Origin of the sequence: Ensifer sp. SL37, assembly GCF_026672675.1 — a bacterium.
In the GTDB taxonomy this organism is placed as follows: Bacteria; Pseudomonadota; Alphaproteobacteria; order Rhizobiales; family Rhizobiaceae; genus Ensifer; species Ensifer adhaerens.
On record NZ_JAPPRN010000007.1, the window covers coordinates 1 to 24,519 of the forward strand.

Sequence of the window (24,519 nt, forward strand, 5' to 3'; positions counted from 1 at the left end):
TCAATCAGAACTGATCGCACTCACAAACCTTCACAAAACCATTGTGAATTCTTCACCCAGGCTTCGTTGCACCCTTTTTGCGAGCATTGCACGCTTGGCAGTCGCAACCGGAGATGATGTCAGATGAATTCGGCACTGGACCAACTGATTGACGCAAGCAATGTTGCAATGAATGAAGAAGACATTCGCGAGGCACTTTGCGCGTTCACGAAGCGATGCGCATTCGACTGGTTTGCCTATGTCGATATGACCTTCCCTTTCGGTGCAGCGTTCACGAACTTCCCCGAGGCGTGGCAGGACGAGTATTCCGCCTGCGGCTACTTGCAGATCGACCCCGTCATGGCCCAGGCCCAGCGCTTGATGCGCCCGTTCGCCTGGCTAAACGCACCCACGCCGGGTGCCGATCGCAACGTCAGACAATTCTGGGATGGCGCCCGCCGCCACGGTATCGCGGGAGGGGTATCCATCCCTATCCGTTGCCCCTTCGGCAACTTCGCGGCACTGACTTTCGCCGCAAGAGACTGGCCACATATCAAGTCACCGCTCGACGAATTCAAGGCGATCGCCGCGGTCGCCTTCGTCCATGCACGCATCGTTGCGTGCCGGCCCACCACGCTCAAGGCGCCCGATGTCAATCTTTCGGCGCGCGAAGTCGAATGCCTCGCCTGGGCATCGCTCGGGAAATCGATGGCAATGACAGCGGAACTGGTGGGCATGCGGCCAGGCACCGTGAAGTTCCACCTCGATCGGGCGCGAATGAAGCTTGGAGCGTACAACCTCACCAACGCCGTTTATCAGGCAACCCGTCAACGATTGATTTAGTGCCAGGTGAACGTTCGCAGTCGGCGACGCCGATCCTCCTCGAACGATACCGCCAACCTCGGAGCTAAGGGCGGTCCATGATGGGATGCGAGACCATAGCGAACTTGTGGCTCTTTTCGAACAGCTCGAACTCGCCGCTCGATAACAGGACTGTCCCTATGACCTTGCAAGCGAGGTCTCTCCGTTGGCGGCGGCGGTATGGTCTCAGCTCGCCGCCGACGCGGGCAATCTAGCGCTCGTGCAGCGTGGCGAGGAGGTTGCTCCGAGAGGCGATGCGTCGCGCCCAGATAGCCCCATGTAGCAGGAGGACGGATCGAAGCTGTGGAGGAAGGTCCTCGTCACAGGGCTAGCGCCCGCTGCAGATCGTCGTGCTCAAACGCGCTGGCCATGCGGTTGATCTCGGCCGACCGCGCACCGACCACCTTTGCGGTCTCCCGCCAAGTCGCGGTGGCGGTCGCCACTTCTTTGATGATAGTGCGAGCTTGGGCGAGCGTGAGGGCGAAGAACCCGGCGGCTTCTTCCAGCAGATCGAGCGAGCAGGTACCCTCATCGAGATCGATATTGGTCGTCAGCACCCGTGCCTTGACGTCGGTCGGCACCGGATTAAGGTCATAGGCAGGGGACAACGACCACCCGACCTTACCGAGCCAGAGAAAGCCGTGATTTCGCAGGTGATCGTCGACGTTGGAAATCAGCACATTGAAGGCCACGCGGCGATAAAGGGCGTGGGCATCGGTTCTTCCTTGCGCTCCGTGTTCAGCCAACGCGTCCACGATCTCTGGGTAGCTACCGCGCTCTCCGTCCCTGGCGCCCATCATCGCCATTGCCGACAGGAAGGGAATTCGGACGGTACCATCGCGGTCGAAGCGACGGGACAACAAGACCTTCTTACCGGCCACGTCTATGAGTTCGTGGAGGGGCGTCGCAATGCCGGCCTGATCAGCCAGTCGCAGAGCAATCTCCTCCCATGTCTCCATGCTATATTCGTCGGTCTCCTTGGGAAACTTGGCAATCGAGAGGTGGCCATGTTGATCGATGACGGAGGCCTTCGGCCTGGCCCCACCAAGCGACGAGCCAGGTGCAAAGATAAGTTGGAGGTCTTCGTCGGTCTCCTCATCGCGTAGGATCCGCTCGGTGATCTGCAGCAGGCGACCGAGCTCGATAAAGGCGGGGACACCGGCGCGGACCGGAGCTTGGAACGGCTCTTCGCCGGCCCAGCGAAAGCGTAGTGCACCCAACCGGGTCTCGTCGGCGACGCCAAGCAGATAGTCACTTTCAGCTAGCGTGCGCACAGCACGGCCGTCCCGCTCCGCAATGCGTCGTTCGGAGCGTTGCATGAGGCGGCGGCCCCAGGTGTCAGGTGCCGAATCGCCGATGGAGCCGAAGGTCGTGAGGCCGGCGGGCGGCGCGAAAGCTCCTCGAGTGAGGGCCAGAGCCGGCTCCAGCGAGAAGCGGTCGGGGTCCTCCAGCCACGCGCGGTCATACTCGAACATGATAGTCTCAGCGCCACGGACGCGATTGCTCCGCGCCAGCCCGATCGGGCGCGTGCGGCCGTGAAGGTCGATGTGAACTTCGAAATCAGCCATCTCGCGATGATCCCGGCAATCGCCTCGGGTGAGCGTGCTTAGGTAGTTGGGCGCTGGCCAGCGACTGACCGACACTGTCGTTACTGATGTCGGCGATCTGGCTCAGCCCATCCAAGAGGCCAAGCGCGTGCAGGACGCCGGCATAAATGCCGATACTGACGTTGGTGTCGCCTGCCTCGATCTTCTGAAGTGTCGAGCGCGACGTGAAGGCACGTTCGGCCACCACAGCCATCGGCAGCCGCCGGCGCCGTCGTGCGTCATGTATGTCTGCGCCCAGTTTGCGCAGCGCGCGCCGCACCGCGGTCGGAGGATTATGAGGTGTCGGCATTTGCTACCTTCGCACTACAATTTGGCCGAATATGTAGCACGAAGCTTACAATTTTTCCAGAGGCGATAGTCAGACAAGAAGTCCAACGGGTTCAACTCGGGAAATGGTACGATGAGAAGTCTGACGCGCCGGTCCGCCACTCTATATAGGCTCTCAGCGCTCCTGCGCTCGACTTAAGGCCGACAATGGTGATGTCACCAAACATGATCGTGCCAAGCGCCATCGACTTCGCCCCACGGGGCCATCGGATACTCACGCTCGGCTCTGGATAGACGCGCCGGATCGTTTTTGCTTCTTCGACTCCTTGAGACATGAGGCGAATACAGCAACGCGTATGGTTCTATCCGATCTTCTGCCGGACCGAATTTGCAACGGATACGTTTTGCCTGACGGTCTTGCCGGGAAACGGCTCACCCAACATATCCTCCCCACCTAGCCTTCGAGTTTCGTAGCCAGAGCTTCGAGCGCATTGAGATGGTCTTCGCAGACTTTCTTGACCAACGCGTGGAGGACTTGCGTGCGCTCGACAAGGAAAGCGAGCGCCTCGTCGGTTATCTGGTAGTGCTTCGAGTACCGCGCCTTCACATAGGCTTCGTTTATCGTGTTGAACCAGGCAACATAGCGCTGGCGGTCCTGGGGCCAGGCATCCGCCAGACTACGGTCAAGTTCTTCCGCAAAGCCGCGCAGGGAACGCAGATTGTGCGTCGGCGGACCATAGTTCTTCAGGACAAGCAGCACGGTCGAATAGGCGTGTTCTATGGATTGATGGAGCTGAAACGCTGCAAGTGCGGCATCACCCTCAGATATGCAAAACCGTGCAACCTTGAGGAATCCAAGGGCGTGCGGCAACCGGCCCTGATAATGCTCGCGCGCGACATCAAGTTGCTGCTGCGGGCTTAGCGGTCGCGGCTCAGCGAGCGGCTCACTGTCAAGTTCATAGAGCACAATCCCTTGTTGACGGATATCGCAGAAGAAGTCGTTTCCCTTTTTGAGCTCTTCATTCACCTCCCGCCGCGAATGCACGATAAACGGCACTTGGTCGCCTTTCAGCATTTTGTCGGTCAGCAAGCGATCAGCGGCGCTGTTCCAGTAGGTGACAAAATCCGTCAGCTTGCGATTGTTGACGATGACCAACAGGTCGTAGTCGGAACGATATCCTTTGCCAGTGTGCGCCTCGTCCACCCAATCGCCGCGGGCATAGGAGCCGAACAGGATGACCTTGAGTATGCGCCCCTTCTTCTTGAACTCCGCAGCGCCTTCGGCCAGCGCATCGTCGAACTCCTCGCGCAGGATCTCCAATGCCCGAGCGAGCTGGCGCCGCTTGGCTTCGGGAAGGTGATCCAGGTTGGATTTCATCATGGTCGGAGGGGGCTCTAGCTTCGCGGTTCAATAGGCAGTCGATCGAAACAATATTAAACACTCTCCGACTCGCCGCAACCCAAGCGTTAGATGCTGCTGCTGCCGAGGCTTTGCCCGAAGGGCCAATCCTCCCGGCGAGGGGCGACTAACACTTCTGCGAGTAGATTGATCCGCGCGACGCTGCAAATCTCCCCGACGAAACGAATAGGAGATTTACTTGATGCCTGTCATCCCGATGACTCGTTGCGAAACCAGTCCGATTGCGTGCCGTGACACCCCCAGACCGAGAGCAACTACCGGGACGTGCAGCTTCGACACCGAACTTCCCGATGTTCCCTTTTCATTCGCTTCCGGTCGTCCGATCGTCTTGTTTCCTCTTCAGCAGAAAGCTGCATCGTGATGACACCCCTCAATCGCTCACTTCCTCGCCTCATCAGCAAACTTCAGAACGCTCTCGGCGATCATCTTTGCGTCGCTCTCGATGATCCAAGCGTAGTCGAAATCATGCTGAATCCCGACGGAAAACTGTTCATCGAACGCCTGGGGCACGGCATCACAACGGCCGGCGAGCTGTCTCGATCTGCGGCCGAAACCGTAATCGGCACCGTCGCTCATGTACTGAACTGCGAGGTGGACGACGAACGCCCGATCGTTACGGGCGAGCTTCCAATTGGCGGCCACCGCTTCGAGGGTCTTCTTCCGCCGGTTGTGTCGGGACCATCCTTCACGATCCGGCGCCGTGCCGCACGCCTCATCCCCCTGGACGAGTTTGTCGCCAGCAAAGTCATGACGACCACACAGGGCGAAGTCATTCGGAGTGCGGTGGCCGCCAAGCTAAATATCGTCATCTCCGGCGGCACGGGATCAGGCAAGACGACGCTTGCCAACGCGATCGTTGCCGAAATCGTCGCCCAGGCACCAGAGGATCGCCTGATCATTCTTGAAGATACGGCCGAAATCCAATGCGCAGCGGAAAATGCCGTTTGCCTCCACACGAGCGATGCCGTTGACATGTCCCGTCTCCTCAAAAGCACGATGCGACTTCGTCCCGACCGCATCATTGTCGGTGAAGTCCGCGACGGAGCAGCTCTGACGCTGCTGAAGGCCTGGAACACTGGCCATCCGGGTGGCGTTGCGACGATACACTCGAACACGGCGCGCTCTGCGCTTCAGCGTTTCGAGCAGCTTACGGCCGAGGTCAGCCAGCAACCGATGCAGGCGGTGATCGGGGACGCTGTCGATCTGATCATCTCGATCGAGCGGACACCGAAGGGGCGTCGCGTCCCGGAAATCCTTCACGTCGAGCGATTTGCCGGCGGCCAGTACCAGATCGAGCCCTACGCCGAGGAAGCACGCAATGCAGCCTAACCGCAGATTTCTTCCATTCAGCATTGTTGCACTATCTGCAATCGCTGTTGCTGGCCCCGCGGTCGCCGGCTCGGGCGGAGGACTTCCATGGGAAGGGCCGCTTGAGCAGATTCAGGAGTCAATCACTGGTCCAGTCGCCGGCTATATCGCGCTCGCGGCAGTCGCCATCGCCGGCGGCATGCTGATCTTTGGTGGCGAGCTAAACGACTTCGCACGACGGCTGGTGTATGTGGTCCTGGTCGCCGGGGTCCTGCTCGGTGCCACACAGATCGTCGCCCTTTTCGGCGCCACCGGAGCCACCATCGCACTGTCGGAGTCGCAGGCAGAATCGGTGCGTTCGGATGGAAGTTGGGAGGCGGCGCGTGGCTGAAACCGGTCTTCAACGCAACCGTATACATCGGGCCCTCTCCCGACCAAACCTTCTGCTTGGTGCAGATCGCGAACTGGTGCTGATTACAGGCCTTGCCGCCGTCATCCTTATCTTCGTGGTGTTAACGATCTATTCGGCGCTCTTCGGGATCGCTGTATGGATCATGGTCGTTGGCGCGCTACGCATCATGGCCAAGTCGGATCCGCTGATGCGGAAGGTCTACCTCCGCCACATTTCCTATAGACCCTCTTACAGACCAACCGCCTCGCCGTGGCGTAAGTATTGAGGAGGCGAGCATGGTCGCGCTCAAGCAATTCAGGGCCAAAGGCCCTTCGTTTTCTGACCTCGTACCCTATGCCGGTATGGTGGATAACGGCGTCCTTCTCTTGAAAGACGGAAGCCTCATGTCCGCCTGGTACTTTGCCGGGCCAGACCTGGAAAGCGCGACAGATCAGGAGAGGAACGAGCTCTCTCGCCAGATCAACGCCGTCCTGTCGCGGCTGGGCAGCGGTTGGATGATCCAGGTCGAAGCAATCCGGATTCCAACCGTCGACTACCCGTCGCAAGAACGTTGCCATTTTCCGGACCCAGTTACGCGGGCAATCGATGCGGAACGCCGCATGCATTTCGCGCGCGACAACGGGCATTTCGAGAGCAAGCACGCCCTGGTGCTGACGTATCGGCCGCCCGAGTCCAGGAAAGCGGTGCTGAGCAAATATATCTACTCCGACGAAGAGAGCCGCAAGAAGTCCTACGCCGACACGGTTCTCATCGCGTTCAAGAACGCTGTCCGCGAGGTCGAGCAATACTTCGCAAACACCCTATCCATGCACAGAATGCGAACCCGCGCCGTCGCCGATCGAGGCGGCGCACGAACAGCCCACTATGACGAACTCCTTCAGTTCGCCCGGTTTTGCATTACCGGCGAAAACCATCCAATCCGCCTCCCAGACGTCCCCATGTATTTGGACTGGATCGCGACGGCCGAGCTTCAGCACGGGCTGACACCGATGGTTGAAAACCGCTTCCTCGGCGTCGTCGCGATTGATGGCTTTCCTGCTGAGAGCTGGCCGGGAATCCTGAACAGTCTTGACCTGATGCCGCTGGCCTATCGTTGGTCGTCGCGTTTCGTGTTCCTCGATGCGGAGGAAGCTCGACAGAAACTCGAGCGGACGAGGAAGAAATGGCAGCAGAAGGTGCGGCCGTTCTTCGATCAGCTCTTCCAGACGCAGAGCCGATCAGTCGATCAGGATGCTCTCACCATGGTGGCGGAGACTGAGGACGCCATCGCCCAGGCATCGTCGCAACTGGTCGCCTACGGTTACTACACGACTGTCGTCGTGTTGTTCGATGGCAACAAAGAAGCCTTACAAGAAAAGGCGGAGGCGGTCCGCCGGCTGGTTCAGGCCGAGGGTTTCGGCGCCAGGATCGAAACACTAAACGCGACGGACGCCTACCTCGGAAGCCTGCCGGGCAACTGGTACTGTAACATCCGTGAGCCTCTGATCAACACGAACAATCTCGCTGACCTCATCCCGTTGAACTCGGTCTGGTCGGGTGATCCGGTAGCCCCGAGCCCGTTTTATCCGCAGAACTCGCCGCCTCTCATGCAGGTCGCCAGCGGTTCGACACCCTTTCGGTTGAACCTGCATGTCGATGACGTCGGTCATACTTTGATTTTCGGCCCCACTGGCTCCGGCAAGTCGACCTTGCTGGCGCTGATCGCTGCGCAATTCCGACGCTATGAACATGCCCAGATCTTTGCCTTCGACAAAGGAAACTCACTTCTGCCGCTGACACTTGCCGCAGGCGGCGACCATTATGAGATCGGCAGCGACGGGAAGGGGAGGGCACTGGCGTTCTGCCCGCTTTCGGAGCTCTCCACCGACGAAGATCGCGCTTGGGCGACCGAGTGGATCGAGATGCTTGTGGCGCTTCAAGGCGTCACGATCACCCCGGACCTTCGCAACGCGATCGCCAGGCAAATCAGGCTCATGGCCAGTGCGCCCGGACGTTCGCTGTCTGACTTTGTCTCAGGCGTTCAGCTTCGTGAGATCAAGGATGCTCTGCATCATTACACGGTTGACGGTCCGATGGGCCACCTGCTCGACGCGGAGCATGACGGGCTCAGTTTAAGATCGCTCCAATGCTTCGAGATCGAACAGCTCATGAACATGGGAGAGCGCAACCTCGTTCCAGTGCTCACCTACCTGTTTCGAAGGATCGAAAAGCGTCTCGACGGATCCCCAAGCTTGATACTGCTCGACGAAGCTTGGCTGATGCTTGGCCACCCGGTTTTCCGCGACAAGATCCGTGAGTGGCTCAAGGTTTTGCGGAAGGCAAACTGCGCCGTTGTGCTCGCGACCCAGTCGATCTCGGATGCTGAGCGCTCTGGCATCATCGACGTGTTGAAAGAATCCTGCCTAACCAAGATCTGCCTTCCAAACGGTGCTGCGCGGGAACCCGGCACTCGAGCGTTCTACGAGCGGATTGGCTTCAACGAGCGGCAGATCGAGATTGTTTCGATGGCCACTCCAAAGCGCGAATACTACGTGGTTACGCCCGAGGGCCGCCGGCTTTTCGATATGGCGCTGGGTCCTTTTGCGCTCAGCTTCGTTGGCGCGTCCGGCAAGGAGGACCTCAAACGCATTCGCGCGCTCAGATCGGAACATGGCCGGGACTGGCCGACCCAATGGCTGAAAACGAGAGGAGTTCAGGATGCTGCGTCACTGCTCAATATCGAATAGGGTGGTTCCGGTATTAGCCGCCATTGCCATGGCATCCTTGTCCCCGCTGCCGGCACGCTCCGGCTCGGCAACGGGCGTTGCCACCGAATGGACGCAGCTTGCCAACAACGCTCAGCTCGTCGATCTCCTCAAGAGCAGTGGCCTGCAGGTCGACAACCAACTGACCCAGATCAGCCAGCTGGCGGAGCAAATCCAGAACCAGCTGAAGATTTACGACAACATGCTCCAGAACACGGCGCGATTACCTGATCATATCTGGGGCGAGGTCGAGCGCGACCTGAGCCAGTTGCGCGGCATCGTGGAGAATGGGCAAAGCATCGCCTTCTCGATGGGTAACGCGGACGACGTTCTTCAGCAGCGCTTCAAGAGCTACGCAGACTTGAAGAAGAACCTGCCTAGCGGTGAGAGTTTCTCGTCGACCTACCGGGCCTGGTCAGAGACAAACCGCGACACAATCGCCGGCACTCTGAGGGCAGCAAGCCTCACCGCCGACCAGTTCGATACGGAGGAGGGCACCATGGACGAGATCCGGTCGATGTCACAGTCCGCGGACGGACAGATGAAGGCGCTGCAAGTCGGTCATCAGATCGCTGCACAACAGGTAAGCCAGATGCAGAAACTGCGCGGTCTCGTCTCGCAGCAGATGACGATGATGGGCACGTGGCTTCAGTCGGAACAGACCGACAAGGATCTGGCACAGGCGCGGCGCGAAGAATTCTTCGGAGTGACCGCTCCGTCCACGACAGGTGGTGAAAAGATGAAGGTGGAATGGTGAGAACGAAGATCATCCTGGTCTCATTGGCCCTCACCCTCGCCATCATCAGCACAGGCGTCTGGATTCTCATGTCGGAGAAACAAGCGGCTCAAGAAAGACGTGCAAAGTTCATCGGCAGCTCAAGGGAATATCCGACCTCGGGCGGTGAGAAGATGAAAATTGAGTGGTGATCCCATGTCATTAACGCTCCATCCTAGATTTCGGACGGTCGCGCTCATCGCAGCCACTGCAGCGTTGGCCACCACACACCCGGCCCTTGCGCAGGAAGGCTCGGTCCTCACGTCTCTGCAAAACCAAATCACAACGGCAGCCAAGGGTTGGGAAACCACGGTGATGGACGCGGCCAGGTCGCTCTTCTGGATTCTTGCGACAATCGAGATTGGCGTCGCGGCGGTCTGGCTTGCCTTACAAGCGGCCTCACTCGACAGTTGGTTCGCCGAGCTCGTTCGCCGGATTCTGTTCGTCGGCCTCTTTGCATTCGTGCTCGAGCAAGGCCCGGGGTTTGCGAAGTCTGTTGTCGATAGCTTGTTCGAGATTGGAGCCGGGAACGGTACCGCCTCACCTGCAGATGTCTTCAACGCCGGTTTAGTCGTTGCCACCAAGATGTCGGAGAAGGTGCAGTTTGGCCTTTTCGAGGACAATGCACTGGCTATCTCAGCGGCGGTGGCAATGGTCGTGACGGTGATAGCGTTCTCGCTCGTGGCGGCGATCTTCGTATCGGTGATGGTCGAGATGTACCTGGGTCTTCTCGCCGGCATGATCATGCTGGGTCTCGGCGGATCGTCATTCACAAAAGACTTCGCAGTCAGATATCTTGTCTACGCCTTCTCCGTCGGCATGAAGCTGATGGGACTGGTAATGATCTCACGCATAGGATCCGAGGTTCTAATCGGGCTCGCGAATGAGCCCGAAGTGGGCGACCAGTTTCAAACCGCCCTGGCGATTGCCGGCATAGCCGTCGTCGTCTTCATCATCGCCATGTACGTGCCCGCAATTCTGCAGGGCGTCGTGCAGGGCGCCTCTGTGACGGGTGGAATGGAAACCATTCGTCATGGGGGTCAAGCTGCCTCCTTCGCCGCCGGTGCGGCGTCACTGGCAGCCGGTGCGGTCGGCGCCGGCGCCGCAGCGGCCCAGTCCGCTCGCGCAGCCGGCTCAACGACCGCCGCCTCAGCGCTTCGCGGAATGGGAGCGGCTCTCGGCTCCGGCGGCAAGGCAATGGGGTCTGCCGCCAAAGAGAAGGCGATCGGATCGCCTGGTGCCTATGCCGGGTCACTGCTCGGCCTTGCCAACGCGAAACTCGACAAGGCACGCGGGCGCGCCGGCCGGAGCAAGGCGATGCCTGAGCGAAACGATGAATAGCTTATCGAAGGAATATACCAATGGCAGCAAACCGCGCCCCCGAAAACCCGTACCTTGCTGCGCGTCAGGAATGGTCCGAGCGATACGGCTCCTATGTCAAGGCGGCCGCCGCGTGGCGCATCGTTGGCATTCTCGGGCTTGCCATGGCTGTTATCGGATTCAGCTACGCAATGTATTTGAGCACCCAGGTCCGGCTGGTGCCCTACATCGTCGAGGTCGACAAACTAGGCACACCGATCGCCGCGGGTTTCCCGGAGCAGATAGAGTATGCAGATGCGCGCGTGGTGCGTGCGACGCTTGCAAATTTTGTGGCGAGCTTCCGGAGCATCTCCCCGGATGCAGTGGTCCAGAAGCAGTACATAGACCGCACTTACGCCCTCCTTCGCACATCGGATCCATCTACCCAAAAGATCAACTCATGGTTTCGCGGCAACTCGCCGTTTGAGAAGGCCAAGTCGTCGACCGTGGCCATCGAGGTCAACAACGTTGTCGCGCTTTCGAACCAGACCTACCAAATCGACTGGACGGAATACGAGCGCGACCGCAAGGGCAAGGAATCCGGCACGCGCCGGTTCCGCGGGATCGCAACTGTCACGCTGACGACGCCGCAGGACGAGGCGATCATCCGCATCAATCCCATTGGCCTCTACGTCCAGGACTTCGACTGGACCGCGCAGCTTTAAGGGCAGGGACATTCAAATGCACAAATCAGTATTGATGGCGGCGGCAGGCTGCATGGCCGGGCTCGCGTTTGTCGGCGGCACGTTCGCGCAAGATATGACGACGAGCGAGGCAAAGGGCACGAGTTTATCCGCCAAATGGCGTGGCGCGTCGGGGCTCGTTACAAAGGGGCCCGACGGCAAGGTCATCTTCCTCTTTGGGCAAATCCAGCCCTCGGTGGTTTGCTCGCCGCTCCAAGTCTGCGATATCGAACTGCAAGGCGGCGAGATCGTTCGCGACGTGCTCGTTGGCGATACGGTCCGATGGAAGGTCGAGCCGGCGACATCAGGTGCTGCCGGCGGGCAGGCAATCCATCTCATCGTCAAGCCATCCGAACCTGGCATCGTGACCTCAATGGTCGTCACGACGTCGCGGCGAACCTATCACATCCAGCTGAAGTCTCATCCGAACCAATATATGGCCAGGGTGGGGTTTGAGTATCCGGAGGATGTCGCGCACAAGCTCGCCGATATCAACTCACGACTGGAGGCCGGAAGCTTCGGGTCGGCGGCGCCCGAGGTGCTGACTTTTTCATATACGGTAAGCGGACGCGCGCCTTGGAAGCCGAAGCGCGTCTATTCCGATGGCCGCAAGACCTACATCCACTTTCCACGTTCCATCGCCGGGCAGGATGCACCGGTTCTCTTTGTCGTCAGCGGCGGCCAGAACCGCGTGGTCAATTACCGCATGAAGAACGACATGATGATCGTCGACTACACCATCGATCGGGCAATCCTTGTCTCTGGTGTTGGCTGGCGTCAGCAGAAAATCACGATCAGGCGAGGAGGTTGAACCGTGCCAAGATTTTTCGCCGCTCTCGTTGCGGCACCCCTTCTTGCAAGCTGCCAGACCGCCGATCCACAGCACTCGGTGATAGGTGCGCCGATCGCCATCACCGGGCCGGCTGCAAGCGCGATAGCAGGCGACATGGCGAGCAGGTTTGCCGAGCAAATCAGGTCCGCCGGCGCGGCCACCATCAATTTGCAGGGAGAGCCGTCCGAATATGCGGCCGCGCTCGAGGCCGCCTTGAAGGGGTGGGGGCACACGATCGTTGCCGATGGAAAAGCTGCCAAGGATCAGAACCCGATAGAACTCGCCTATTCAATCGATAGCATCGACGGCCAGGTTTTCGCGCGGCTGACCACGTCCTCGATCTCGCTTGGCCGCGCCTACACGCCCACTGCGACAGGCGCGACGCCGACGAGCCCGCTTTCGATCATGCAGCGCGGATGACAGGAGGCGACTTTGGTTCAATCGCTACAGCTCGGTGCATCCCCTAATGGCGACGATCAGCATGGGATGCGCCGCCTCAACCGGCTGCCAGTCATCGTCACAGTCATGATCGTTGCGCTGTTCCTCGGCGTTGTCGTGATTGGACTTTCATGGCGCGGACTATCGTTCAATCGAGCCAATGAGCTTGAAAGCGCGGCAAACGGCAGCGCTACGAATTTCGGAGACCAGTTGAAGCGCGGTGTGCCGGACGGGATTATCGGGGAGCCTGAAGGCAAAGAAAGCGTCCAGCCGACGCCAGCCGTTGTCGAGAAAGAGCAGGCGAGGGAGCCGGACATCGAGCGGCAAGCAGAGGTCCGCGATAGCAAGCGGCAACGGCTGGAGTCCGAGGAAGACTGGAAAGCTCGACTGAAGCGCGAGCAGGACGAACAATATATCCGGGAAGCCCAGCGCCAACGAATGGCCCGCCTGCAGGCGCGTGCTACCGCAATGGATTCACCTCTGACTGTTGACGTCTCCAACGCTCGGACGTCTGCGGCTGATCGTGTCAGCGGCAGCCAGAGCTCAAGTCGCGCCCCCAATAGCGCTTCTGACCTCTATGCAGCTGCGATGAAGTCCAGTGCGATGGGCCAGAATGCCGATCCAAATGGACAAACATCGAAGGAAGACTTTTTCAATCAGGACATCAAGGATCTCGGGTACCTGCCCAACCAGGTCGTGCCGGCGCTTTCTCCCTATGAGCTGAAACGCGGCTCAGTCATTCCTGCTATCTTGCTTACGGGCTTGAACTCCGACCTACCTGGAAGGATCACAGCGCAGGTCAGCCAAAACGTCTATGACAGCGCAACCGGGCACCGCCTGTTGATCCCGCAAGGTGCAAGACTGTTCGGGCGCTACGATTCAAAGGTGTCGTTCGGCCAGCAGCGCGTGCTCGTTGTGTGGACCGATCTCATTCTTCCGAATGGCTCAACACTACAGATCGGCGGCATGGCCGGCACAGATGCCGAGGGCTATGGCGGCTTTAGAGACCGGGTCGACCGGCACCTCTGGCGAACATTCGGATCGGCGGCGCTTATTGCGCTCATCGGCACCGGGATCGATGCTTCAATGCCGGAAAGCTCGACCCTTGCGACACAGGATAGCGCCTCGGACGCAGCGCGCAGGAATTTCGCAGAAACCTTCGGACGCGTCGCCGAGCAGACGATCTCCAAGAATCTCAACGTGCAGCCGACAATCCGGATCAGGCCGGGCTACAGGTTCAACGTTCTCGTTGACCAGGACATTATCTTCCCATCTCATTACAAGGGCTAGCTGAGCACGGCCATTAGACGAACCTCGTCGGTTGTTGATCGATTTCCGCAGGTTGAGCGACGGCGCACGGTCAGCGGCTTGCTATTTCCGTGCATTGTTCCGCTTTTATTTGGCGCCTTCGACAAACACTAATATCAAGTATCTGGATCGCACTAATTTTATGCTTTGGACTCAAACGCCACAACGGTCTTGGGTGTTTGGACGAAGGGTTATGCCTTTTTTGTGGAAAGGTATAACGTTGATTTTTTCGACAAACATCAGTCCTATCCTTGACCCTCGATTCCGATCCAGTTATACCTTTTTTGATAAACGGTATAACGTCGAGGAATGCGACACGGGCAGCGGAGTCCGGTGAAAAATAAGCCGAGATCCTCCCGAAGAGAGAGCCAGTGGCGGTCTATCCGCTCGGCGACAAGCGGCTTGCCTATCCTGCTACGCAATCGAGAGACAGAAATCCGAGGAAAAAAGCCCGCCAATGAAGCAAATCGACCTCATGTACCAGACCATGCTGGCCGAACTCGGCCAACGCTCGCTCGACGCCGCATGGACGGCCGACTTCCCCCCTGAGGGCAGGTTCACGCCGGTCACAGTGAAAGATCGCCGCTACTGGTACTTCGATATCCCTGATGGAACTGGGGGCAGGACACGCCGCTACGTTGGTCCTGCGGACGATCCGGACATCGCAAAGCGCGTCGAAACCCACAAGCGAGAGAAAGACGACCTTCGCGCCCGCAGGCGCATGGTGGCGTCGCTGACCCGCGAAGGAGGCATGATCGCTCCGGATTCAATGACGGGCGATATCGTCGAGGCGCTGTCGGCTGCAGGCCTATTTCGGCTGCGGGGCGTTCTCATCGGCACGGTAGCTTTTCAGACTTACGCCGGAATCCTCGGTGTTCGCCTGCCGATGGCCGCGCTCCTCACAGGCGATGCGGACATCGCACAGGACTACGCCATCTCTCGTGAGGTTGAAGACACCCTGCCGCCGATGCTCGAACTGCTGCAGTCAGTGGATCCCACCTTCATCCCGGTGCCCCATCGATCGGGCGCCGCGTCCTCGTCCGCTTTCCGAACCGCCAACGGCTACAGAGTCGAGTTTCTGACATCGAACCGCGGCTCAGACGATTACCTCGACCAGCCCGCTAAGATGCCAGCTCTGGGTGGAGCTCGTGCCGATCCGCTGCGTTTTCTCGATTTCCTGATCCGCGATCCGGTGCGGACAATGCTGCTTCACAAGTCCGGTGTCCCTGTGACTGTCCCAGCCCCCGAGCGGTATGCCGTTCATAAGCTCATCGTCGCCAGCCGCCGACACAACGACGTGCAGGGGGCTGCGAAGCGGGACAAGGATATCCGACAGGCCGAACTTCTGTTCGAGGCCCTGCAGCAGACGAGGAGGGCATCGGACCTAGCCCTCGTATACAACGAGGCGTGGGAACGCGGTCCGCAATGGCAGGAAGCCATTCGCGCCGGAGCTGGCATGATGAGGAAAGAGGGATTGGACCGCCTTAGGGACTGTCTCACGTACGGCGCCATCCAGATCGGCGAAGATATCACAATGCCATTCTGACGACACAGGGAACGGGATGAATGTCAATTTCCGCCGATGCGGGACAGGTCAATGCGAATTCCAGCGCGTCCAAGATCCTCATTCGTCCCGTTCGCGGGTATAGTCATTGCTGCTTCCTCATCATCGATAGAATGCACTTTGCTTTGCTTCGGCATTTCGATTGAACCTCCCGGGTCCTCCGCCTCGAACACGCTTACGCCTTCGAACTCTCCCGTCTTCCAGGCATAGACCGCATCCTCGAAAATCTGCGGAAAGACGTCATCGCTCCTCGGATTGCCGTACCATTTGGCAACGATCCGCAGGATCTTCGCAAACATCAGCGTGCCCATTCGCAGGTTCGCACATGGTTCGACGAGGTCGGATTTCAGTTCGTACGCCTCTTTCAAGACTACTCCTGCCGGAAACTGCGTTAGGCCCACGCGAACGACTGCGCGCCCTACATTCTGCCGAATGATCTCCATTGCGCTGTCCGCTGTTGTCGCCTTCGGCACGAGGATCAATCGCCCGCCCGAATTCACGGTAATGGTAAGCGGATCGGGCGAGCCGGCTGCCTCAACGAACTTCTCTACGATCGCCGGCCTGAGTGAGGGGTCGGCACATTCTTTGATCAACGCAATGTCCATCATGCGATCTCCCGGTTCAGGTATTGAAGGAAATGACGAGAGGTTTGTCGAAGAGCCGTGCCCAGGCCTGAGCGCTGGCGCGTTGAATGTCGACGATTGAGGTTCCAGCCGTCCACCACCCATTGCCGACGGCGACGATGGCGTCGGGATCACGGAGCATCGATTGCAGGACCGGCCAGGCGACAAGCAATTCGTAGCAAATCAGGGGAGCGATGCGGGTATTGCCAACGAAGGCGGCGGAATCGCCAAAGAAATGTGCTTTGGCGCCACCGTCTCCCCCTGTCCAGGCCCGCCACGGCTGCCACATGGAACCGGGAACCGGCATTCGCTCACGATAAGCGACTTCACCACCCTTTTCGGAAATCGACACCAAGACGTTGTCGTATCCATCGTCATTCAAGACCGCTGCGCCAGCGAGCACGATGAGACCGGTTCCATTCAGCTCATGGTTCCAGAGGCGTTCGACCGTCGGCGTCCAGAAACCGAGCGCGCTCTCAGGAAGAACGACAACCGAACCTTGGCCTTGGTTTGCTGCCCGGACCGTTGCTGCAAGAGCACGGTGGCGGTCAAGATTGCTCACGCGACCGAGGGAGGCGCCGAAATCAAGATCGACACCATGCCAACCCGAAAGTAAACTCTGCGTCGTCCACTCAGCGGCGGACCAGAGCCAGAAGCTCATCAAGGCTATGGCTGCAGCCGGCCGAAGCCAAGTCGTCATGACGGCGAGGCCGGCTGCCATCAGCGCCAGTCCCGACCAACCCCATCCCGGGAACACGACGCCTGCGGCGGTGATCGGGTGCGCCCAGCCAAGAATTCCAAATGGTGGGACCGCCATGAGGACGGATGCGCCGAGATAGAAAATCCCGCGCCGCCAACCACTTCTTCCGGTCCAACAGGACGTATGGACGACGACGAAGGCGCTCGAGGCGATCAACCACAGTATCAATCCGGGCCAGAGGTCGGACGCGTAAAACGTTGCGACGCCTTGCGGCAAGCCACGCGACGCCGACAGAAAGTAAGCGGTGGAAACCAGCGCGGCCTGCGCTCTGTTTTCCGCCGTGGACCAGAGTGCGGGAAATAATGCCGAGACCGGCAGCAGCAGCACTTCACCGCTCCAGCCAACCCATCCGACGGCCGCAGCACTGATGACCTGCAGGAGAGGTCGGAACCAATTATGGGGCATAAGTGATAACCTCCTCTGCCAAACCGAGGATGCCCGACGCCGGCACCGGGCCGAAGTAGCGAGAATCGAAGGAGCCCCGGAAACCAGAGTGCAGGAACACGGTGCCCGACGGCACGCTGCCGCCACTGAAAGCTGTCAATCGTCGGCCTCCCCCGTCCTTCGATGAAAGCGTGGAGCTCAACACGGGAATACCGTCGATGGTGACGTTGTGACCGATCTGAACGTATTGGCCTGGCAAGGCCACGATCGTCTTGATAAGCGGAGCGTAACCGCCTGGGCAAAGTCCTGCCCTCAGATAACAGCGCTGGCGCGCGATCTCCATAGACCTCGCCTGCGGAGGGCAGATGAAGACGAGATCGCCGCGGGCTGCCGGCCGCTCGAGCGGCCTGATACGCCAGACGCCCAACGGCTCGCTTGGTGTCAGGTTCACACGATAACCGAGGAGCCCGCCCAAGCCGACAATGATCGGAATTGCCAGGGTGACGACCAGAAAACTCCTCGACCGGACGCTTGCGCGTGATGGCCGACCCGAATGTCCAAATAGAGCAAGGATCATTTCAATGAGAGCCCCTGGCTCTTCGTTTGACGAGATGTCTCTGACTGTTTCAAGGCAGTCATGGTGTGCTCATGCGCGGCGAGCTGCTGAGCGGTCCGCATGGCGTTCCAAGCAAATTGGACCTCGCCCTTCTGCGATGGGTTCATATCCGACGTCAGCCTCTGGAACGTCTCGCCGTTCGGCTCTTTCGCAGCCAGTGTGAGGAAGGTCCTTTCGCCAAACCGCTCGGACACCGCCCTGGTAAAACCATCGAGTTCCGCCTTCACTTGTCCCTCGGCAAGCGCAAACTCCAGACCCGCCGGAAGATCATTCCGATCGATCGCATCTCGAACCCGTTCGAGTGTCTGCTTGGCGGACGGCGAGAGGGCGGGAATGTCGATCGAGAACTTTGCGCGGATCGACCGTTCCTCCGTCTCGTGCTTGCGCTCGGCCACCGCGCGGTGGCGCAGGTAGCGTTCCAGATTGCGCGCGAGAGCGGGGGCATTCAGAGTCGCCTTTTCTCGATCTTGCTTGTGGGCGCTGCTCACGAACATGCCTGTCTTGCCCTTGAGCGCACCAAAACTTTCCGGTTCCGTGTTGATCTTCGCGATCGCGGACTTCGCGGCAGCTTCGTCCGCAAGGATGGCGTCGACATTGATCGCTTTGAATGCGGCTTCCGGCTCCGCGTAGACAACGTGGAAGCGAGATGAGACTTCCTCCCACTGCTTCTTCAGACCGGGATCGGCTGCAAGCCTATCCTCTACCGTCTGCTCAAGCGATTTTGGAAATACCTTAATTCCTGACACCATGGGCTTTGCCTCGTTGATGGCGCTCGCTGTTTCGGATGATTTCTTGATTGGGGACAGGCCCAAAGCTTTGCCGAGGGCAGACAGTTGAGCGCCGAGCTCAACGAGCCGCTGCTTCTGCCGGACAACCCAAACGAGCCGGTCTCGCGCTAAAGTGCGCGCGACATTGACGAGATGGAATCCCCGAGCTTCGGCAAAAAGGAGGGCCTGGCGGTAGAAGCTCCCGTTCACATAGTCGAGCGTGGTTTCCTTCGAATTCTTGCGAGACAGGATCGCGATCAGGCCGCCGGCCTTCGCAAAAGAACGACGGCCGTAATAGACGCCGAGATCCTCGCGATGGCGCGTCATCGCCACATAGGTCAGATGACGATCCAGCGAGAGGGAAGCGAGTACTTTCACCCGGTCGACCGTGGCACCCTGGCTCTTGTGAATGGTGGTCGCGTAGCCGTGATCGACATTGCTGTAGAAGCGCTGATCCACCGAGATCTGGCGGCGATGCTTGCCGTCGCCAATCTCCGCAACGATGCGACCGGGAGCCGCATCGGCGACTTTGGCCAGCATGCCATTCTTGACGCCCAGCGATCCCTCGTTCTTCAGGAAGACGATCTGGTCGCCCGCTGCGAAACTGCGATCGCCGTCTGCTGTCTTGAATGTCGCACCCGACTCAATGATGCCGCGCTGTATGAGCTTGGCCCGCGCCAATTCGTTCAACATCCGGACGTCGCGCCGTAGATGAGCGAGGATCAGGGAAGACTTCGCAGGATCGAAGTCGCGGTTCCAGTCGGCAATGAGAGCTGCGACTGCCTCCGACTTCAGTTCTGCGCCGATCATCCTGCCGTTGGCGCGATAGGCTTCGACCGCCTTGCCGACATTGCTACGCGCCAGATCGAGCGAAGCATCGCGCATCCACTGCTCGCGCTGGCGGTAGATGATTTCGAGCTCGGCATAACCGATCCGATCCGCGATGGCCCGGAAGGCGGCGCCCGCTTCGATCGGCTGCAATTGCTCCGGATCACCGACAAGAACGAGCTTGGCACCGGAACTGGTGACGGCTTCGACAAACAGCGCCATCTGCCGCGATGAGACCATGCCCGCCTCGTCGAGAACGAAAACGCAACGGTCGTCGAGTTGCTCGCGACCCTTGCCCCAGCACATTTCCCAGGACGCAAGCGTGCGCGAGGCAATGCCCGCTTCCTTCTCCAGACCTTCGGTCGCCTTACCGGCAAGTGCGCCGCCGACGACACGATAACCGGCGGCTTCCCACGCCTCCCGCGCCGCCTTCATCATAGTCGTCTTGCCCGCACCGGCGCGGCCGATGACAAGAGCGATGCGTGCCTTACCCACGACATGCTCGATCGCCGTTTTCTGTTCGTCTGATAACCGGTCATGACGTGCAAATGTCGCGTCGAGCACTGGCCGGCGAACTTCATGCGAGGACCGCTGCGACAGCCAGATCGCGCGATTGGCCATCCCGGCTTCCAGCCGGATCAGCTCGCGGGTGGTGTATTTCGCCGGGGCGCGCAAACCCGTCGCAAAGTCGATCCTCTCGAGATTCAGCCGCAGCGTCTCCGGGCTCTCCAGAATGCGCGCCATCAGGTTCTGGAAATGGCCGGCGTCGTCGATATAGCGATGCAAGATCTTCGCGATGTCTTGGCTGTCGAAAACGCTCTTCTCACGGGTGAGCAGGTCGAGCACGATACCAGGATTTCTCTGGATCCGACGCGCATTCTCGGCGCGACGTTCCGCCTGGAGCTCCAACCGTTCGAGCGCTGCCACCTCTCCGCAACCAGTCGCTTTCCGCTCCATGGCCTTGGCGCCGACGCCGAGATGGATTGCGGGCATGAGCGCAATACCCTGCTTCTCGTAGGAGCGGCCATCGACGCGCAAGTCGAGGCCGGCGAGCGCAAGATGCCTGTTCTGGCAGGCGAACCAGCCATCTCGAAACACAATGAAGTCGTTGAGGCTTCCGGCCCAAAGCTGGTAGACGATCTTGCCAGCATCATTACGAAGCGGTTTGCCGTCCGGACCTGTGACAGCAACCTTCTTCGAACCGAACCCATCTTCGGTCAGGGGCCGCAATGTCGTCATAAGATGGATATGCGGATTGCCGGGCGCGTCGTGGAAGACCCAGTCCGCCACCATGCCCTGACCCGTAATATGTCTTGCAACAAAATCCCGCACGAGCTCGATGTTCTGCGCGGCCGAAAGTTCGATCGGCAGGGCGATGGTCACGTCCTTGGCAAGCTGGGCGTCCGAGCGTTTCTCGAAATCCTCGACCTTGTTCCAGAAGGCTTCCGAGGCGCCGGACACCGAATGATAGGCAATCATCGATTGCAGCCATTCCGGCGCATCAGCGGGGATGACGAACTCCTCATGCAGAAGTCCCTGCTTGCGGGTGTAGTCGATCGTACGGGCCTCACGCTTGTAGTCCATCTTCGCGCAGTGCCGGTAGGCCGCCGACAGCACCGCACTTCGGCCGGAGCCGCGTGCGACGATACTGACGGAAAAATGCGGAGCGGCCATCGCTACGAAAGTTCCTGTGATCGAGCGAATTCAATACATTCGTCGTGAGCGGCGGCCCCGCTGGGCCAAAAAGCAAAGCGTCGCGTCAGCGACGTATAATTGCGCCCTTCGGATCCGCTCCTTCGGAACGGCCGGGATCATGATCAAAGGCGTTGGCTGCGCCAACTCGCACTTCTGTTAGTGGATCGGCACGCCGATCTGAAGGAACCTGATGCTGTTCAATCCAAACAACATCAGACAGGGACAACCGTAAATGAAGAAGCCCTCCTCCAGGATCCGCGAAGAAATCGCCAAGCTTCAGGAACAGCTGAAGCACGCCGAGACGCGTGAAGCCGAACGGATCGGTCGCATCGCACTCAAGGCCGGACTCGGTGAAATCGAGATCGAGGAGGCGGATCTTCAGAAGGCCTTCGAGGATATGGCCAAACACTTTCGCGGAGGCAAAGTCGGATCGAACGGAAAGGGGCGGGCAGGGGTTGGCGTCGCGGCCACGACGGAAAGTGCGACGGTCTCGGCTGGCGCGACTTCGGGGAGCGGTCACGAGGCTTGAGCGCATGCGCCGCACTACGACTTCAAAGGCGCGCAAAAAGGACACGCGCGACAAGATCGAACTTGGCGACCTGATCGTCAAAGCAGGTCTGCGATACGAGAAGCGCGCGCTTATCCTGGGCGCGCTCATCGAACTCGCTCGCCGCCTCAAATACGATGAAGGCGAGCGAACCAGGCTGATCGCTATCGGTGCGGAGGCCTTCAGCAATGACGGCGACTAGGACCCTGTTGGTCGTCGCACCGGTCGCACTCATGGTGACCGCCATCTTTGTCACGACCGGAATGGAGACTTGGCTTCAAGGCTTCGGAAACACGGAAGCGGCAAAGGTCGCTCTTGGTCGCGTTGGAATTTCTGCGCCGTATATTGCAGCGTCGGCGGTGGGTGTCGTCTTCCTATTCGCGTCTGCTGGTTCGGCAAGTGTCCGCTTTTCCGGCTGGGGTGTCGTTGCCGGAAGCGGTGCAACAATCCTGATCGCCGCGTTGCGTGAAGCGGTACGTCTTGCCGCGTTTGCGGGGAAGATGCCGGCAGGCAAGAACCTGGCGGCCTCTCTTGACCCCGCAACAGTGCTCGGCGCTGCGATCGCGCTGATGGCGGCGTCTTTCGCTTTGAGGGTCGTGTTGATCGGCAACGCCGCTTTTGCGCGTCCAGAACCGAAGCGTGTCAACGGAAGACGGGCACTTCATGGAGAAGCGGACTGGATGAAGCTCGCATCGGCCGCAAGGCTTTTTCCCGAATCCGGAGGAATCGTTGTCGGAGAGCTTTACCGGGTCGATAAGGATAGCACTGCAGCACAGTCGTTTCGCGCGGATAGTCCCGACACCTGGGGTGCCGGTGGCAAATCGCCGCTCCTTTGCTTCGACGGGTCATTCGGCTCCTCACACGGGATCGTATTCGCCGGATCCGGCGGCTTCAAGACGACGTCAGTGACGATCCCGACGGCACTCAAATGGGGTGGCTCGGTAGTCATCCTTGATCCGTCGAAAGAAGTAGCGCCAATGGTCTCGAAGCATAGGCGAGACGCCGACCGGGACGTCTTCGTCCTCGATCCAATGGCCCCGGAGACGGGATTCAACGCGTTGGATTGGGTCGGTCGGTTTGGTGGAACGAAGGAAGAGGATATTGCGTCGGTCGCTTCGTGGATCATGAGCGAAAGCGGTGGTGTACGTGGCGTGCGCGATGACTTCTTTCGCGCGTCAGCGCTACAGTTGTTGACGGCTCTGATCGCCGATGTGTGCCTGTCGGGACGCACTGACAAAGCGGACCAAACTTTGCGTCAGGTACGCAAGAACCTCTCCGAACCGGAGCCGAAGCTTCGCGAGCGGTTGCAAACAATCTATGACAATTCGGATTCCGACTTCGTGAAGGAGAACGTTGCGGCCTTCGTGAACATGACGCCGGAGACTTTTTCGGGCGTCTATGCAAACGCGGTTAGGGAAACGCATTGGCTGTCCTACTCAAACTACGCCGCACTTGTATCCGGCTCGACGTTCTCAACCGGAGAGATTGCCACCGGACACGCGGACGTTTTCATCAACGTGGATCTGAAAACATTGGAAGGCCACTCTGGTCTTGCCCGTGTCATCATCGGCGCGTTGCTCAACGCGATCTACAATCGCAATGGGGAGATGAACGGTCGCACCTTGTTCCTTCTCGACGAGGTGTCCCGGCTCGGTTACATGCGCGTTCTTGAAACGGCAAGGGACGCCGGTCGCAAGTACGGTATCACGCTCACGATGATCTATCAGTCGATTGGTCAGATGCGAGAAGCTTATGGCGGGCGCGACGCGGCAAGCAAGTGGTTCGAAAGTGTAAGCTGGATCAGTTTCGCTGCCATCAACGATCCTGAAACCGCCGACTACATTTCCCGGCGATGCGGAATGACGACTGTCGAGATCGATCAGGTGAGCCGCAGTTTCCAGTCACGGGGATCCTCGCGGACACGTTCGAAGCAACTCGCGGCAAGACCATTGATCCAGCCGCACGAAGTGCTGCAAATGCGAGCCGACGAGCAGATCGTATTTACTGCTGGCAATCCGCCGCTTCGCTGCGGCCGAGCGATTTGGTTTCGCCGTGCAGACATGAAAAGTTGCGTAGCGGAAAACAGATTCGAAAAAATGAAATAGGAAGCAAGCATGAATTTTCTCAAAGGCTCGTTGGCCATCGCGGGCACGCTGCTCTGTATGGCTGGGCCGGCAGTCTCGCATGCCGCGGCGCGTGACAGCCTTTCGGCACAGTTTTCGATCTGCTCCAGCGCCCCGCGCGTCAATTGCGTCGTAGATGGGGACACCTTCTGGTTTCGCGGTCAAAAAATCCGCATCGCCGACATCGACACACCGGAGCTCAGTCCGCCGCGTTGCGTGCGCGAAGCAGAGCTCGGTGAAGCCGCAAAGTACCGTCTGCTCGTGCTCCTAAATGCCGGGGAATTTTCGCTCACCAGCGGCTTGCGCGATGCAGATCGCAACGGCCGGAAGCTGCGGACAGTGCTGCGCAACGGATCATCGCTCGGCGAAATCATGATATCCGAGGGCCTGGCGCGCAGCTGGGAGGGACAGCGTCGGAGCTGGTGCAACTGACGCAGCCGAAGGCGATGAGACCTGTCGCGGCTTTCGCCCCGCCACTCTTGAGGCAATGAGCGTATCAGGCAGAGGACGCATCCTGCGTCCGGCGCCAATTCACGCGCCGCTTGACCGGTTAAAAGGGTCGCCGCAGGAGGGTTAGCATAGCGCCGCCGCCAGGCGGAACCCGGGACCGACTATCCCC

The 24,519-nt window shown here is 59.5% G+C and carries 24 protein-coding genes; 17 read left to right on the forward strand and 7 right to left on the reverse strand.

Annotated elements, in window-relative coordinates; translation table 11 throughout:
• Positions 1-123: 123 nt before the first annotated feature.
• Positions 124-822 carry a helix-turn-helix transcriptional regulator gene (locus OVA00_RS31890; protein WP_268090397.1) on the forward strand — a complete coding sequence of 233 codons (699 nt, stop codon included), beginning with the start codon at positions 124-126 and terminating at the stop codon, positions 820-822.
• A 338-nt stretch (positions 823-1,160) separates the two neighbouring features.
• On the opposite strand, the gene OVA00_RS31895 is transcribed toward OVA00_RS31890, so the two are convergent.
• The 3 genes from OVA00_RS31895 to OVA00_RS31905 all read right to left on the reverse strand — a co-directional run bounded on the left by OVA00_RS31895 (position 1,161) and on the right by OVA00_RS31905 (position 4,095).
• Positions 1,161-2,408: a type II toxin-antitoxin system HipA family toxin gene (locus OVA00_RS31895; RefSeq protein ID WP_268090398.1), complete on the reverse strand. Its 1,248-nt coding sequence runs from the start codon at positions 2,406-2,408 to the stop codon at positions 1,161-1,163.
• A complete protein-coding gene (locus OVA00_RS31900) occupies positions 2,401-2,736 on the reverse strand; it encodes a helix-turn-helix domain-containing protein (RefSeq protein WP_268090399.1) in 336 nt (111 codons plus the stop codon). Before OVA00_RS31900 ends, OVA00_RS31895 begins: the two co-directional genes overlap by 8 nt.
• 432 nt (positions 2,737-3,168) lie before the next feature.
• Entirely contained in the window at positions 3,169-4,095 is a 927-nt protein-coding gene (locus OVA00_RS31905; protein ID WP_244495328.1) for a nucleotidyltransferase and HEPN domain-containing protein, read from the reverse strand.
• A 399-nt stretch (positions 4,096-4,494) separates the two neighbouring features.
• Here OVA00_RS31905 and trbB point away from each other — a divergent pair, with 399 nt between their 5' ends.
• The 12 genes from trbB (at position 4,495) to OVA00_RS31965 (ending at position 15,539) form a co-directional block, all read left to right on the forward strand.
• Positions 4,495-5,463: a P-type conjugative transfer ATPase TrbB gene (gene trbB, locus OVA00_RS31910; protein WP_060644944.1), complete on the forward strand. Its 969-nt coding sequence runs from the start codon at positions 4,495-4,497 to the stop codon at positions 5,461-5,463.
• Complete coding sequence (locus tag OVA00_RS31915; RefSeq protein WP_113189234.1) at positions 5,453-5,833, forward strand: TrbC/VirB2 family protein; 381 nt, start codon at positions 5,453-5,455, stop codon at positions 5,831-5,833. Before trbB ends, OVA00_RS31915 begins: the two co-directional genes overlap by 11 nt.
• Positions 5,805-6,119: a conjugal transfer protein TrbD gene (locus OVA00_RS31920; RefSeq protein WP_060644942.1), complete on the forward strand. Its 315-nt coding sequence runs from the start codon at positions 5,805-5,807 to the stop codon at positions 6,117-6,119. Before OVA00_RS31915 ends, OVA00_RS31920 begins: the two co-directional genes overlap by 29 nt.
• A 10-nt stretch (positions 6,120-6,129) precedes the next feature.
• Positions 6,130-8,580, forward strand: a complete 2,451-nt coding sequence (locus OVA00_RS31925) for a conjugal transfer protein TrbE (protein WP_268090400.1) — start codon at positions 6,130-6,132, stop codon at positions 8,578-8,580.
• Positions 8,552-9,355 carry a P-type conjugative transfer protein TrbJ gene (trbJ, locus tag OVA00_RS31930; protein ID WP_060644940.1) on the forward strand — a complete coding sequence of 268 codons (804 nt, stop codon included), beginning with the start codon at positions 8,552-8,554 and terminating at the stop codon, positions 9,353-9,355. Before OVA00_RS31925 ends, trbJ begins: the two co-directional genes overlap by 29 nt.
• Positions 9,349-9,525 carry an entry exclusion protein TrbK gene (gene trbK, locus OVA00_RS31935; protein WP_060644939.1) on the forward strand — a complete coding sequence of 59 codons (177 nt, stop codon included), beginning with the start codon at positions 9,349-9,351 and terminating at the stop codon, positions 9,523-9,525. Before trbJ ends, trbK begins: the two co-directional genes overlap by 7 nt.
• 4 nt (positions 9,526-9,529) lie before the next feature.
• The gene (trbL, locus tag OVA00_RS31940) at positions 9,530-10,714 is read left to right on the forward strand and encodes a P-type conjugative transfer protein TrbL (protein ID WP_268091125.1); all 1,185 of its coding nucleotides are present in this window, start codon (positions 9,530-9,532) and stop codon (positions 10,712-10,714) included.
• 20 nt (positions 10,715-10,734) lie between these two features.
• Positions 10,735-11,397 (forward strand): conjugal transfer protein TrbF, encoded by a 663-nt coding sequence (locus tag OVA00_RS31945; protein ID WP_060644937.1) that lies wholly within the window; start codon positions 10,735-10,737, stop codon positions 11,395-11,397.
• A 16-nt stretch (positions 11,398-11,413) separates the two neighbouring features.
• Entirely contained in the window at positions 11,414-12,226 is an 813-nt protein-coding gene (gene trbG, locus OVA00_RS31950) for a P-type conjugative transfer protein TrbG (RefSeq protein ID WP_268090401.1), read from the forward strand.
• 3 nt (positions 12,227-12,229) lie between these two features.
• Positions 12,230-12,667: a conjugal transfer protein TrbH gene (trbH, locus tag OVA00_RS31955; RefSeq protein ID WP_268090402.1), complete on the forward strand. Its 438-nt coding sequence runs from the start codon at positions 12,230-12,232 to the stop codon at positions 12,665-12,667.
• Positions 12,668-12,679: 12 nt separating this feature from the next.
• Positions 12,680-13,975, forward strand: a complete 1,296-nt coding sequence (gene trbI / locus OVA00_RS31960) for an IncP-type conjugal transfer protein TrbI (RefSeq protein ID WP_268090403.1) — start codon at positions 12,680-12,682, stop codon at positions 13,973-13,975.
• Positions 13,976-14,450: 475 nt separating this feature from the next.
• Entirely contained in the window at positions 14,451-15,539 is a 1,089-nt protein-coding gene (locus OVA00_RS31965) for a nucleotidyltransferase family protein (RefSeq protein WP_029742463.1), read from the forward strand.
• Between the two features lie 23 nt (positions 15,540-15,562).
• Here the strand turns inward: OVA00_RS31965 and OVA00_RS31970 are convergent, their stop codons facing one another.
• The 4 genes from OVA00_RS31970 to traA are packed head-to-tail and all read right to left on the reverse strand — an operon-like array spanning position 15,563 to position 21,209.
• On the reverse strand, positions 15,563-16,165 hold the full coding sequence (locus OVA00_RS31970; protein WP_029742461.1) for a TraH family protein: 603 nt from the start codon (positions 16,163-16,165) through the stop codon (positions 15,563-15,565).
• A 13-nt stretch (positions 16,166-16,178) separates the two neighbouring features.
• Positions 16,179-17,345 (reverse strand): conjugal transfer protein TraB, encoded by a 1,167-nt coding sequence (locus tag OVA00_RS31975; RefSeq protein WP_192439386.1) that lies wholly within the window; start codon positions 17,343-17,345, stop codon positions 16,179-16,181.
• On the reverse strand, positions 17,335-17,901 hold the full coding sequence (traF, locus tag OVA00_RS31980; protein ID WP_442780577.1) for a conjugative transfer signal peptidase TraF: 567 nt from the start codon (positions 17,899-17,901) through the stop codon (positions 17,335-17,337). The genes OVA00_RS31975 and traF overlap by 11 nt, the downstream gene beginning before the upstream one ends.
• On the reverse strand, positions 17,898-21,209 hold the full coding sequence (traA, locus tag OVA00_RS31985) for a Ti-type conjugative transfer relaxase TraA (protein ID WP_268090404.1): 3,312 nt from the start codon (positions 21,207-21,209) through the stop codon (positions 17,898-17,900). The genes traF and traA overlap by 4 nt, the downstream gene beginning before the upstream one ends.
• A gap of 253 nt (positions 21,210-21,462) precedes the next feature.
• Here traA and traC point away from each other — a divergent pair, with 253 nt between their 5' ends.
• Genes traC through OVA00_RS32005 form a run of 4 tightly spaced genes read left to right on the forward strand, consistent with a single transcriptional unit; the run spans position 21,463 to position 24,332 of the window.
• Positions 21,463-21,759 (forward strand): conjugal transfer protein TraC, encoded by a 297-nt coding sequence (gene traC / locus OVA00_RS31990; RefSeq protein WP_060520078.1) that lies wholly within the window; start codon positions 21,463-21,465, stop codon positions 21,757-21,759.
• 4 nt (positions 21,760-21,763) lie between these two features.
• Positions 21,764-21,979 carry a type IV conjugative transfer system coupling protein TraD gene (gene traD, locus OVA00_RS31995; RefSeq protein WP_058328780.1) on the forward strand — a complete coding sequence of 72 codons (216 nt, stop codon included), beginning with the start codon at positions 21,764-21,766 and terminating at the stop codon, positions 21,977-21,979.
• The gene (traG, locus tag OVA00_RS32000) at positions 21,966-23,882 is read left to right on the forward strand and encodes a Ti-type conjugative transfer system protein TraG (RefSeq protein ID WP_029742455.1); all 1,917 of its coding nucleotides are present in this window, start codon (positions 21,966-21,968) and stop codon (positions 23,880-23,882) included. The genes traD and traG overlap by 14 nt, the downstream gene beginning before the upstream one ends.
• Positions 23,883-23,891: 9 nt before the next feature.
• Positions 23,892-24,332: a thermonuclease family protein gene (locus OVA00_RS32005; protein ID WP_049810932.1), complete on the forward strand. Its 441-nt coding sequence runs from the start codon at positions 23,892-23,894 to the stop codon at positions 24,330-24,332.
• Positions 24,333-24,519 lie beyond the last annotated feature (187 nt).